The sequence below is a fragment of the Mesorhizobium sp. B1-1-6 genome (genome assembly GCF_006443035.1).
Lineage (GTDB): Bacteria > Pseudomonadota > Alphaproteobacteria > Rhizobiales > Rhizobiaceae > Mesorhizobium.
The window spans coordinates 67,977-80,197 of sequence record NZ_VFWR01000011.1 but is presented as its reverse complement, the minus strand read 5'-3'; the positions used below and the strand labels follow the sequence as shown (position 1 = coordinate 80,197).

The window sequence follows — 12,221 nt, the reverse complement described above, 5'->3', positions numbered from 1 at the left end:
CCCAATTTGAATTTATGCGTCCGGCGGCAGAACCTGAAGCACTCGCGCTATGAACATGTGAAACTCAGCCATGTAGTTGCGCAGGAAGTCCTCAGTGGATTCGACCGTCACCTCGCCGTCGTCGGTGATCAGCCCCGGCGTGAACTGTATGTAGGCTTCAGGCGCGTTCATCTGGGGCGAATTGCAGAAACTCAGAACGCTTCGAAGGCTTTGTTGGGCAACGGCGGTCGCGATGGCGCCCGGCGATGTTCCGATGACGGCCGACGGTTTGCGCGCGAACGAATTCTTGCCGTAGGGCCGACTGGCCCAGTCGATTGCGTTCTTCAATCCACCAGGGATCGAGCGGTTGTACTCCGGGGTGACGAACAATACGGCCTGGACGGAGGCGATCGCCTTTTTGAAATCCCGGGCTGCCGGTGGGAAGTCGGCGTCATAGTCGTAGCTGTACAGTGGCAGATCCTTGAAGGCGATTTCGGTCATGTCGAGTTCGGGAGGGGCAAGTTGAACGAGCGCCTTCGCGAGCTTGCGGTTGATGGATTCCCGGGCAAGACTGCCGATGAGGTAACCGACTTTGTGTATGGCCATGACACGCTCTCCGTGTTTGCCACCCGCACCCTCACCGCATTATCCGCCAGATGGCAGCAGATCGCCAGCGTCGCGTCGCAATTGGCCTTCCGAACAAAAATATTGCGTCTGTACCACTTGTTATGAAACCGTGTGCCCCGACGAGACGTTGGAGCCGTGCTCATATGCGGCACCGAATTCCGGTTCACAGCAAGGGATTTTCACAATGTTTTCAATCAAGCTTCTGGCTGGCGCGGCGCTCGCGCTCGGCATCACGGCGGCATCGGCGAATGCTCAGGTGGTTGTGTCCTCAAAGATCGACACCGAGGGCGGCGTGCTAGGCAATATCATCCAGCTCGTCCTCAACGCCAACAACATCAAGACCACTGACCGCATCCAACTCGGCGGCACGCCGGTGGTGCGCAAGGCGATCACCGCCGGCGAGATCGACATCTATCCCGAATACACCGGCAATGCCGCCTTCTTCTTCGAGAAGACCGACGACCCGGTTTGGAAGGACGCCGCCAAGGCGTATGAGACGGCCAAGAAGCTCGATTACGACGCCAACAAGATCGTCTGGCTGTCGCCGTCGCCGGCCAACAACACCTGGGCGATCGCACTGCGCAAGGAGGTGGCCGAAACCAACAAGCTCGCCACCCTGTCCGATTTCGGCAAATATGTCGCCGGCGGCGGCAAGGTGGTGCTCGCGGCCTCGGCCGAGTTCGTCAATTCAGCCGCGGCCCTGCCGGCGTTCCAGACCACCTACGGCTTCACGTTGAAGCCTGACCAGTTGATCACGCTCTCCGGCGGCGACACGGCCGCGACCATCGCGGCGGCAGCCAACCAGACCAATGGCGCCAACGCCGCCATGGTCTACGGCACTGACGGCGGCATCGCGCCCTCCGGGCTGGTCGTGCTCGACGACGACAAGGGCGTGCAGCCGGTCTACCAGCCGGCGCCGATCATCCGCGAGGCGGTGCTGAAGGAGCATCCCGAGATCGAGACGTTGTTGAAGCCGGTCTTCGCCAAGCTCGACCTCATCACGCTGCAGGAACTCAACGGCCGCGTCCAGGTCGGCGGAGAGCCGGTCAAGGGTGTGGCGGAAGACTTTTTGAAGAAGAATGGGTTCTTGAAGTAGTCAGCGCTTAGCTGACCGTGATGCTGGTGCGAGGCGCCCCCCTCTGGAAGCTGCCGATCTCCCCCCTTGCGGGGGAGATGTCCGGCAGGACAGAGGGGGGTGCTGTCCCGCCGACCTCTCAACTCGTCACAGCTGCGCGCTCGGACAGGACCGTTTTCGAACAAGCCGACGCTCGAAAGTTGGCGATCCTTCACACCCCCCTCTGGCCTGCCGGCCATCTCCCCCGCAAGGGGGGAGATCGGAAATCGCGTCGGCTTTCGCCAGTCGCCAGCCAACTGTGTACCTCGTGGCAGATTTCCCCCTTTGAGGGGCAGCCATGACCCTCCGCTTCGACAAGCTCGGCGTGGTCATCGCCGCGATCGCTGCCTATGCGGCTTTCGTAGCACCCTTCGCCACGTTCCGCGCCAATCGCATCGTGCCCGGCCAGGCGCGCTCGATCGTAGAGGCACTTCCGGCACTGGCCGGCCCGCTGCTTTTGGCCATCGTTGTCGCAGCCGCGCTTGTCGCGCTGCTGAAAACGCCGCTCGTCCTGCGCCTTGCCGCGAGCGTGATCACGCTGGCGGCTCTCGCGCTGTTGATCGGCGTCACCGGGACATTCCTGACCCCGGCAGGCAATACCTTCGCGCGCGTTTCGCCGGCCTCCGGGTTTTGGCTGCTGATCTTTGCCTTTACCCTCCTGCTGGCCGACGTGCTGACGAGAATGAACCTGTCTCCCTGGTCACGTGTCGGCGTGCTTGTCGTTGCCGCGCTCGCCATCGGGCTGCTGCTCATATCGGGATCCTGGGACAGCCTTTCGATCCTCAAGGAATATTTCAACCGTGCCGACAGTTTCTGGGCCGAGGGCGCCAAACATGTCACGCTGGCGCTTGGTTCGCTGGCGGCGGCGGTGATACTGGGCCTGCCGCTTGGCATCCTGTGCCATCGCGTCGAGCGCCTGCGCGCCGGCGTGCTCAACGTGCTCAACATCGTCCAGACCATTCCCTCGATCGCGCTGTTCGGCCTGCTGATCGCGCCGCTCGGCTGGGTGGCGGCGCATGTGCCGGGAGCGGCCGCGCTCGGTATCCGCGGCATCGGAACGGCACCTGCGTTCGTGGCGCTGTTCCTCTATTCGCTGCTGCCGGTCGTCGCCAATACCGTGGTCGGCCTTGCCGGTGTGCCGCGTGCCGCCAATGACGCGGCGCGCGGCATGGGCATGACGGATCGCCAACGCCTGTTCGGCGTCGAGTTTCCGCTGGCCTTCCCAGTGATCCTCACCGGTATCCGCATCGTGCTTGTGCAGAACATCGGCCTCGCCACCATCGCCGCCCTGATCGGCGGCGGCGGCTTCGGCGTGTTCGTGTTCCAGGGCGTCGGCCAGACCGCGATGGACCTGGTGCTGCTTGGCGCCGTGCCGACGGTTGCGCTCGCCTTCGCTGCTGCCATCATTCTCGACGCGGTGATCGAAATGACCTCAACCAAGCGCAGGGCGGACCCCGCATGATCGAGATCGAAGGCATTACCAAGCGCTACGATGCGACCACGGTGGTCGATGAAGTCTCGATGATCATAGAGCCCCGCACCCTTTGCGTCATCGTCGGCACCTCGGGCTCCGGCAAGACGACGCTGCTTCGCATGATCAACCGGCTGGTCGAGCCGACTTCCGGCGTCATCAAGCTCGACGGCGCCGACAACCGCTCGGTGCCCGGCTACGAGCTGCGGCGCAGCATCGGCTACGCCATCCAGGGCCATGGCCTGTTCCCGCACCGCACGGTGGCGCAGAACATCGCCACCGTGCCGGCGCTGCTTGGCTGGGACAAGGATCGCATCAAGGCCCGTGTCGACGAACTGATGACGCTCTACCAGCTCGACCCGCAGGCCTACGGGCCGCGCTATCCGCACGAGCTCTCCGGCGGCCAGCAGCAGCGCGTCGGCGTCGCCCGCGCGCTCGCGGCCGAACCCAACGTGCTGTTGATGGACGAGCCGTTCGGCGCGCTTGACCCCATAATCCGCACCAAGGCGCAGGAAGACCTTCTTGCGATCCAGAGGCGCTTCGGCACCACCATCATCCTCGTCACCCACGACATGGAAGAGGCCGTGCATATGGGCGACAAGATCGCCGTCATGGATGCCGGCAAGCTGGTACAATATGCCAGGCCGGCGGAGATCCTGGCGAGGCCGGCCAGCGGCTTCGTCGAGACCCTGGTCGGCGCCAGCGAAAAACCGTTCCGGCTGCTGTCGCTCGGCCGCGTGCGCGACGCAGTCGAAAAGGGCGCGGCGGAAGGTGAGGCGATTCCTGGCGACGCCAGCCAGCGCGACGCGCTGGCCGAACTTCTCTGGTCCGGCCGCCCGGCGCTGCCGGTCAAGGATGCCGACGGCAAGCCGCTCGGCCGGGTTACCGTCGACGGCTTGGTGAAGCGTGCGGCGAGGCCGGCATGAAAGCCTGGCTGCCGTTGCTGCTCAGGCTTGCGCTGGTGGTGCTGCTGGTCGCTTTCGTCACCAGTCCCGGCTGGTTCGAGCCGCTGCTCAAGCCGCTGACCGAGAACGGCGCGCCGGTGATCTACAATCAGGGCAGCCTGCTGACGCTGATGCTGCTGCACCTGCGCACCGTGCTGATCGCCACGCTCGCCGCCACCATCGCGGCGGTCGCGCTCGCCATCCTGGTCACCAGACCTGCCGGCGCCGAATTCCTGCCGCTGTCACGCAGCCTGGTCAATATCGGCCAGACTTTCCCGCCGGTGGCGGTGCTGGCGCTTGCCGTGCCGGCGGTCGGGTTCGGCGAGAAGCCGACGCTGATCGCATTGTTCCTCTATGGTCTGCTGCCGATCTTCGAGAACGCGCTGACCGGCCTGACGACGTTGCCCGGCAATGTCATGGAAGCGGCGCGCGGTGCCGGCATGACCGGTTGGCAAAGGCTGCTAAAGGTCGAATTGCCGCTCAGCGCGCCGGTCATCCTCGGCGGCATAAGGCTGTCGGTGGTTATCAGCCTGGCCACCGCCACCATTGGCTCGACGGTTGCAGCGAAGACATTGGGCGAGGTGATCATTGCCGGGCTCTTGTCCAACAATCTCGCTTTCATCTTGCAGGGCGGCCTGATCGTCGCCGCCTTGGCCGTGCTGATCTATGATGGGTTGTCGGCGGTCGAACGCTATGCCGCGCGGCGCATGGGGCGCCAGGCCGAGTAGGCTTCTGTCCCGGTGCTCCGATCTTTCAACGTCCACTTGAACGGGCAGGGTGGTCGAGCGTCAGTTCGAGTTCGATGCCTTGCTCTTTGCAGATCCAGCGGCGGCAGATGACGGCAAAGTCGTGTTGTGTGCCGGCTTTCACGAGCGAGACAAGATCACCCACGGCGCAATCGCTGCCGAGCTGGAGCGCCTCGATGGGTTCGGCGATGACTTGCTTGCCGGCATAATGTCTTGCGCTGGCCGTGAGCGTAATCAACACCCGCCTGCCAGTTGCGCGATCTTCGGGACTCGGCGATTGATTGGGCCGATGCCCCGATCCTTCAGCAGGAGTTCTTGCCATGACCTTGCGCTTCTCCAAGATCGTCATGTGTCTCTGTCTGGCGGCTTTCGCCTTTCTTGTCGCTTTCGGCAACGTCACCGATTACGGCTCAAACTTCGCCTTTGTCCAGCACGTGCTGAGCATGGACACGACCTTTCCCGGCAACGCGCTGATGTATCGCTCGATCACCAACCCCTCGCTATGGACGACGGGCTACTGGCTCATCATCGCCGGCGAGGCGCTGACCTGTCTGCTCTACCTGATCGCGGCCTGGAACCTGTGGCAAGCGCGCAATGCCAGCGGAGAGGTTTTCAACGATGCCAAGAAATTCGCCGTTATCGCCGCGACGATGGGATTCCTGATCTGGTATCTTGGATTTATGGTGGTGGGCGGCGAGTGGTTCGCCATGTGGCAATCGAGCATCTGGAACGGCCAGCAGAAGGCATTCATGTTCTACATGACCATGCTGGCGGTGCTGATCTTCGTCATCCAGCCAGACGGTGATCTGCGCCAAACCTGAGTGCTGATCCGTGATTTCAATCGATATAAAGCAGCAGCGGCATGGCGACACCTGCCGCCGTCTGGCTCTTTTGGGCGAAAGCCGGGCAAAAACCGAACAATATCTTGACGTTCGCGGCCCTGTTTCGCATACACCGCTGCGAAGAGGGGGATTCCGCGCACGGGATTCCGTCTTTGTCTCAACGGCCCAGGGAGGGGTTCTTTTGGGCCAGCAATCGAGGAAAACCCGGCATGACCATAATTTCCGCCGTCATCGCCTGCGGCCTGCTTTCTGTCCTTTACGCCATCTGGGCGACACGTTCGGTCCTCGCGTCGGACCAGGGCAATGCACGCATGCAGGAAATCTCCGCCGCCATCCGTGAGGGCGCGCAAGCCTATCTGGCGCGCCAGTACACCACCATCGCCATCGTCGGCGTGGTCGTGCTGCTGCTCGCCTGGTGGCTGCTGTCCATCACCGCCGCGATCGGCTTCCTGATCGGGGCCGTGCTTTCGGGCGCGGCCGGCTTCATCGGCATGCATGTTTCGGTGCGGGCCAATGTTCGCACGGCACAGGCCGCTTCCAACAGCCTTGCCGCCGGCCTCGACATCGCATTCAAGTCGGGCGCCATCACCGGCATGCTTGTTGCCGGCCTTGCCCTGCTTGGCGTGTCGATCTACTACCTGATCCTCACCCATTTCATGGGGCTTCAGCCCAATGACCGTATCGTCATCGACTCGCTGGTTTCGCTCGGCTTCGGCGCCTCGCTGATCTCGATCTTCGCCCGTCTCGGCGGCGGCATCTTCACCAAGGGTGCCGATGTCGGCGGCGATCTGGTCGGCAAGGTCGAAGCTGGTATTCCCGAGGATGATCCGCGCAACCCCGCCACCATTGCCGACAATGTCGGCGACAATGTCGGCGACTGCGCCGGTATGGCGGCCGACCTGTTCGAGACCTATGCGGTGACAGTCGTCGCCACCATGGTGCTGGGCGCCATCTTCTTTGGCGGCACCGCGGTTCTGAGTGCCGCGATGCTCTATCCGCTCGCTATCTGCGGCGCCTGCATCCTGACCTCGATCGTCGGTACTTTCTTCGTCAAGCTCGGCTCCAACGGTTCGATCATGGGCGCGCTCTACAAGGGGCTGATCGTCACTGGCCTGTTGTCCATCGTGGGCTTGGGCGTCGCCACCTCGGCCACGCTTGGCTGGGGCGAGGTCGGCACTGTCGCCGGCATGGTCATCACCGGCAAGAACCTGTTCATCTGCGGCCTGATCGGCCTCGTGGTGACCGGTCTCATCGTCGTGATCACCGAGTACTACACCGGCACCAACAAGCGTCCGGTCAACTCGATCGCCCAGGCGTCGGTGACCGGGCACGGCACCAACGTCATCCAGGGCCTTGCGGTCTCTCTGGAATCGACGGCACTGCCGGCCATCGTCATCGTCGGCGGCATCATCTCGACCTATCAGCTCGCCGGCCTTTACGGCACGGCGATCGCCGTCACCACCATGCTCGGCCTTGCCGGCATGATCGTCGCGCTCGATGCCTTTGGCCCGGTCACCGACAATGCCGGCGGCATCGCCGAAATGGCCGGCCTGCCCAAGGAAGTGCGCCACTCCACCGACGCGCTCGACGCGGTCGGCAACACCACCAAGGCGGTGACCAAGGGCTATGCCATCGGTTCGGCGGGCCTCGGCGCACTGGTGCTGTTCGCGGCCTATTCGAACGACCTGAAATTCTTTGCCGCCAATGGCGACAAATATCCCTACTTCCAGGGCATGGGCGAGGTCTCCTTCGATCTTTCCAACCCCTACGTCGTCGCCGGCCTGATCTTCGGCGGCTTGATCCCGTATCTGTTCGGTGGCATCGCCATGACGGCCGTCGGCCGCGCGGCGGGCGCCATCGTCGAGGAGGTGCGCAAGCAGTTCCGTGACGACCCGGGCATCATGGCCGGCACGTCCAAGCCGAACTATGCGCGCGCGGTAGATCTTCTGACCAAGGCGGCGATCCGGGAAATGATCATCCCGTCGCTGCTGCCGGTGTTGGCGCCGCTCGTCGTCTATTTCGGCGTGCTGCTGATCTCGGGCTCGAAAGCGTCGGCCTTTGCGGCTCTCGGCGCCTCTCTGCTCGGCGTCATCGTCAACGGCTTGTTCGTCGCCATCTCGATGACTTCGGGCGGCGGCGCCTGGGACAACGCCAAGAAGTCGTTCGAGGACGGATTCACCGACAAGGACGGCATCAAGCACCTGAAGGGTTCCGAGGCGCACAAGGCCTCGGTGACCGGCGATACGGTCGGCGATCCCTACAAGGACACGGCCGGCCCGGCGGTCAACCCGGCGATCAAGATCACCAATATCGTGGCGCTCCTGCTGCTGGCGGTGCTGGCGCACGGCTGAGCGGCAAAGCTCGACAATGAAAACCCGCGGGGAGCAATCCCCGCGGGTTTTTATTTGACGGCGGTTTTGGAACGCGGAAAACGAATTTCAACGGCTGCGTCCGCGTCCTGCCGTCGCTGTCTGCCCATCGCCGACGAGCCGGCCTCTCCCGCCCCATGATAACAAAAACCCGTGGGATCGCTCCCACGGGTTTTTGGTCGCCTGAGATGGTGCTGCCATCCCCAAGGGGAGGCGGGTCTGAGATCAGGGAGTGCCGCCGCCGGGAATGCCGGGCGCCAGCTTGCTGGCGCCGTTGATGATCTGGCTGAGGAAGTTCTGGTCCTTGCCGCCAGTCGGCGTGGTGCGCGAGATGAAGTCGAAGATCTTGCCGTCCTTCAGGCCGTAATTGGCGATCTGGGTGACCCGCCCATCGGCCCCGAAATAAACCGCCAGCACATGCTGATCGATCAGCCGGGGCTTGTCGAAGGCGACATAGCGCTTGCGAGTCTGCGAGATGTAGTAAAAGGCTTCATTGTCGAAGGTCGCCGTCGTCGAGGGCGTGCCGAGCGCGAGCAGCACCTGCTCGCGGCTTGAGCCGACCGGCACCGAATCGATCGCCTGCTGATCGATGACATACCCCTGCGTCAGCGTTTCGCTGGGGTTCAGATCACCGATCATCTTGGAACTGTTGCAGGCCGAAAGCGCCGCAATGATGGCCAGCAGCGAGATCGCGCCAGCGGGCCTGGAAGAGAAGGTCGACTTGAAATTCAGCGCGCGCAACAACAATTCTCCATTATATCGCCGCAACTTGCGCTGGGCCGCAAAACCGGTAAACCAGCTTGCTTGCCGATGCAACAAGGCCAATTCAACAAACGGTCCCCGGAGACCATCCCCATGTTCCAGCGCCTTTTTGGTCGCGAACGCCACGCCAACCGCGCCATCACCGACGCGCTTTACGCACAAATCGTGGCGGCCGCGCGGCAGACCGTATTTTATTCCCACTGGAATGTGCCGGACACGCCGCTTGGGCGTTTCGAAATGCTGTCGCTGCACATGTTCCTGGTCCAGCACCGGCTGCGTGGGGAAGACGGCGTGGCGCAGGAGATCGCGCAGGTGCTGATCGACGAGTTTTTCCTCGACGTCGACCATTCGCTGCGGGAACTCGGCATTGGCGATGTCGGAGTGCCCAAGCGCATGAAAAAGCTGGCGAAGATGTTTTATGGCCGCACCGCCGCCTATGACGACGCATTGGAGCGCAATGATCATGATGGGCTCACCGCCGCCCTTGCACGCAATGTCCGGCCCGACGCCGCGGCCTGGGCGGAAGCGTCACGACTGTCCGACTATGTCGCCGATGCCCGCAACCGGCTGGCCACGCAGCCGTGCCGGGCGATCGTCTCCGGCACGGTGACCTTTCCGCTCGCCCAGGAGGCAGATCGATGAAGCACGCCGATCCGCAAAGTCCGGTATCGTTTTTTGCCAACGTCGCCCGCCTGCCGCAGAAGGGCTTGCCGGTGGTCATCGAGGCCGACGCCACCCAGCGCGCGACACTCGCCGAAGAGCACAGCTTGCTCTCGGTCGAAGCCTACCGTGCCGAATTCCTGGTGACGCCGTGGAAACGCAATGGCGTGAAGGTCAGCGGCCGGGTCGAGGCCGACATCACCCAGGCCTGTATCGTCACGCTCGATCCGGTCGGGGCGCATATCGACGAATCATTCGAGGCTCTGTTCCTGCCCGAGGATTCCAAGCTTGGACGACAGGGATTCGAAGGCGGCGGCGAGATCCTGCTCGACGCGGATGGACCTGACAGTCCCGAAACATTTTCAGGCGACACGATCGATGTCGGGGCACTCGCCGAGCAGTTCTTCGGACTGGCCATCGATCCTTATCCGCGCAAGCCGGGTGCGTCGCTTGATGCCGGCCGCGAGGCCGAACCGGTGGAGAATGAATTTCAGCAGAAACTGCGGTCGCTGTTGGGAAAATCCTGAAAACCTCACCCGCGACGGAAAAGTCGGTTGTGCGAATGTCCAAAACCGCTATTTTCGCCGAACCTTCGCGATCACTAAAACGATCCGCCGCCTAAGCAAAACCGTGAGATGAATACCGCGTGATCAGGATTTCCATCGATGCCATGGGCGGCGATCACGGACCAGCCGTGGTCATTCCGGCGCTCATGACGGTCGCGACCCGCCGTCCCGACGTCCGCTTCGTCATCTACGGGCGGGAGGAGGCCGTACGACCCGAGCTGGCCAAATTTCCCAAGCTGGCCGGTGTGAGCGAATTCTTCCACTGCGAGGTGGCCGTCAGGATGGACGACAAGCCGAGCCAGGCGCTGCGCCATGGCCGCTGGAAATCGTCGATGTGGAAGGCTGTCGAGGCGGTCAAGTCGGGTACGGCGGACGCGTGCGTCTCGGCCGGCAACACCGGCGCGCTGATGGCGATGTCGAAATTCTGCCTGCGCACCATGGCCACCATCGACCGCCCGGCGATCGCGGCACTTTGGCCGACGCTGCGCGGCGAAAGCGTGGTCCTCGACGTCGGCGCCACCATTGGCGCGGATGCGCACCAGCTCATCGATTTTGCCATCCTTGGAACCGGCATGGCCCGATCGGTCTTCGGCGTCTCGCGGCCCAGTGTCGGCCTGCTCAATGTCGGCGTCGAGGAGATCAAGGGCCAGGAAGAGGTCAAGGAGGCTGGGCGCATGCTGCGTGAAGCCAATATGGCCTCGATGAACTATCACGGTTTCGTCGAGGGCGACGATATCGGCAAGGGCGTGGTCGACGTCGTCGTCACCGAAGGCTTCGCCGGCAACATCGCCCTGAAGACGGCGGAAGGCACGGTGCGCCAGATTGGCGGCTACCTGCGGGCGGCGATGAGCCGTACGCTGATGGCCAGGATCGGCTATATCTTCGCCAAGGGCGCGTTCGATCGCCTGCGCGAAAAGATGGATGTCGGCCGCTCCAATGGCGGCGTTTTCCTGGGGCTGAACGGCATTGTGGTGAAAAGCCACGGCGGCGCCGATTCGGATGGTTTCGCCGCCGCCATCGAACTCGGCTACGATATGGTGCGCAACAATCTGCTCGACCGCATCGAGGCCGACCTGGACTTGTTCCATGCGCGCAATCCGCATGCCCAGACATCTAGGAAATCCGACGTCGTCAGCGACGCAAAGGAATAGGAAAGAACTTTGATCAGATCAGTCGTGCGCGGCATGGGCGCCGCGCTGCCCCGCCGCATCATGAAGAATGCCGACTTTGAAGGCATGGTCGAAACCTCGGACGAGTGGATCGCCCAGCGCACCGGCATCCGCCAGCGCCATATCGCGGCCGACGACGAGACCACCGCTTCGCTGGGTGAGGCGGCGGCGCGCGCAGCGCTCGCCGATGCCGGCCTGACGCCCGGAGACATCGACCTGATCGTGCTGGCGACCTCGACGCCCAACAATACTTTTCCGGCCACGGCCGTCGAGATCCAGAACCGGCTCGGCATGCATCACGGCTTTGCCTTCGACCTGCAGGCGGTATGCTCGGGCTTCGTCTATGCGGTAACCACGGCCGACCTCTATATTCGCGGCGGCTTGGCCAAGCGCGTGCTGGTGATCGGCTCGGAGACCTTCTCGCGCATCCTCGACTGGACCGATCGCTCGACCTGCGTACTGTTCGGCGATGGCGCCGGCGCCCTGGTTCTTGAAGCCGGCGAAGGGGGCGGCAGTATTGCCGACCGCGGTGTGCTAGCGATGAGCCTGCGCTCCGACGGCGCGCACAAGGACAAGCTCTTTGTCGACGGCGGGCCTTCGACGACGGGAACGGTCGGCTACCTCAGGATGGAAGGCCGCGAGGTCTTCAAACATGCGGTAGGCATGATCACCGACGTCATCGAGGCGACGTTTTCGCAGGCCGGCATCACCGCCGACGACCTCGACTGGTTCGTGCCGCATCAGGCCAATAAACGGATCATTGACGCTTCCGCCAGGAAGCTCGGGATAGCTGAGGAAAAGGTGGTGGTGACGGTCAATCTGCACGGTAACACCTCGGCTGCTTCCGTGCCGCTGGCGCTTTCCGTGGCTGTTGCCGATGGCCGCATCAAAAAGGGCGACCTTGTGCTTCTGGAAGCGATGGGCGGCGGCTTCACCTGGGGCGCGGTTCTGCTTCGCTGGTAAGTGCCGAAC

Annotated in this window: 14 protein-coding genes; 11 read left to right on the top strand and 3 right to left on the bottom strand. The window is 63.3% G+C overall.

Annotation, left to right across the window (positions count from 1 at the left end; translation table 11 throughout):
• Nucleotides 1–12 precede the first annotated feature (12 nt).
• Nucleotides 13–585, bottom strand: a complete 573-nt coding sequence (locus FJ979_RS21925) for an NADPH-dependent FMN reductase (RefSeq protein ID WP_140494031.1) — start codon at nt 583–585, stop codon at nt 13–15.
• On the opposite strand from FJ979_RS21925, the gene FJ979_RS32660 reads away from it, so the two are divergent.
• From FJ979_RS32660 to FJ979_RS21900, 5 genes are all read left to right on the top strand, one after another.
• Nucleotides 502–711, top strand: coding sequence for a hypothetical protein (locus FJ979_RS32660; RefSeq protein WP_181165181.1), 210 nt, complete (start codon nt 502–504; stop codon nt 709–711). The two genes, FJ979_RS21925 and FJ979_RS32660, sit on opposite strands and share 84 nt — an antisense overlap.
• 79 nt (nt 712–790) lie before the next feature.
• The gene (locus FJ979_RS21920) at nt 791–1,702 is read left to right on the top strand and encodes an ABC transporter substrate-binding protein (RefSeq protein ID WP_140515701.1); all 912 of its coding nucleotides are present in this window, start codon (nt 791–793) and stop codon (nt 1,700–1,702) included.
• Nucleotides 1,703–2,018: 316 nt separating this feature from the next.
• Nucleotides 2,019–3,182, top strand: a complete 1,164-nt coding sequence (locus FJ979_RS21910; protein WP_140583725.1) for an ABC transporter permease — start codon at nt 2,019–2,021, stop codon at nt 3,180–3,182.
• A complete protein-coding gene (locus tag FJ979_RS21905; RefSeq protein WP_140583723.1) occupies nt 3,179–4,117 on the top strand; it encodes an ABC transporter ATP-binding protein in 939 nt (312 codons plus the stop codon). Before FJ979_RS21910 ends, FJ979_RS21905 begins: the two co-directional genes overlap by 4 nt.
• Nucleotides 4,114–4,863: an ABC transporter permease gene (locus tag FJ979_RS21900; RefSeq protein WP_140583722.1), complete on the top strand. Its 750-nt coding sequence runs from the start codon at nt 4,114–4,116 to the stop codon at nt 4,861–4,863. The genes FJ979_RS21905 and FJ979_RS21900 overlap by 4 nt, the downstream gene beginning before the upstream one ends.
• 25 nt (nt 4,864–4,888) lie before the next feature.
• On the opposite strand, the gene FJ979_RS21895 is transcribed toward FJ979_RS21900, so the two are convergent.
• On the bottom strand, nt 4,889–5,230 hold the full coding sequence (locus FJ979_RS21895) for a hypothetical protein (RefSeq protein ID WP_224519177.1): 342 nt from the start codon (nt 5,228–5,230) through the stop codon (nt 4,889–4,891).
• On the opposite strand from FJ979_RS21895, the gene FJ979_RS21890 reads away from it, so the two are divergent.
• Together FJ979_RS21890 and FJ979_RS21885 are read left to right on the top strand one after the other, a co-directional pair.
• Nucleotides 5,202–5,702, top strand: coding sequence for a DUF2165 domain-containing protein (locus FJ979_RS21890; RefSeq protein WP_140494019.1), 501 nt, complete (start codon nt 5,202–5,204; stop codon nt 5,700–5,702). The two genes, FJ979_RS21895 and FJ979_RS21890, sit on opposite strands and share 29 nt — an antisense overlap.
• 230 nt (nt 5,703–5,932) lie before the next feature.
• Nucleotides 5,933–8,074 (top strand): sodium-translocating pyrophosphatase, encoded by a 2,142-nt coding sequence (locus FJ979_RS21885; protein ID WP_140521791.1) that lies wholly within the window; start codon nt 5,933–5,935, stop codon nt 8,072–8,074.
• A gap of 243 nt (nt 8,075–8,317) precedes the next feature.
• Here the strand turns inward: FJ979_RS21885 and FJ979_RS21880 are convergent, their stop codons facing one another.
• Complete coding sequence (locus FJ979_RS21880; RefSeq protein ID WP_140494015.1) at nt 8,318–8,833, bottom strand: outer membrane protein assembly factor BamE; 516 nt, start codon at nt 8,831–8,833, stop codon at nt 8,318–8,320.
• 114 nt (nt 8,834–8,947) lie between these two features.
• On the opposite strand from FJ979_RS21880, the gene FJ979_RS21875 reads away from it, so the two are divergent.
• From FJ979_RS21875 to FJ979_RS21860, 4 genes are all read left to right on the top strand, one after another.
• Nucleotides 8,948–9,496, top strand: a complete 549-nt coding sequence (locus FJ979_RS21875; protein ID WP_140494013.1) for a ubiquinol-cytochrome C chaperone family protein — start codon at nt 8,948–8,950, stop codon at nt 9,494–9,496.
• Nucleotides 9,493–10,041, top strand: coding sequence for a DUF177 domain-containing protein (locus FJ979_RS21870; RefSeq protein WP_140515709.1), 549 nt, complete (start codon nt 9,493–9,495; stop codon nt 10,039–10,041). The genes FJ979_RS21875 and FJ979_RS21870 overlap by 4 nt, the downstream gene beginning before the upstream one ends.
• Before the next feature lie 119 nt (nt 10,042–10,160).
• On the top strand, nt 10,161–11,231 hold the full coding sequence (gene plsX, locus FJ979_RS21865) for a phosphate acyltransferase PlsX (RefSeq protein WP_140494009.1): 1,071 nt from the start codon (nt 10,161–10,163) through the stop codon (nt 11,229–11,231).
• Between the two features lie 9 nt (nt 11,232–11,240).
• Nucleotides 11,241–12,212 (top strand): beta-ketoacyl-ACP synthase III, encoded by a 972-nt coding sequence (locus FJ979_RS21860; RefSeq protein WP_140494008.1) that lies wholly within the window; start codon nt 11,241–11,243, stop codon nt 12,210–12,212.
• The last annotated feature ends 9 nt before the right edge of the window (nt 12,213–12,221 follow it).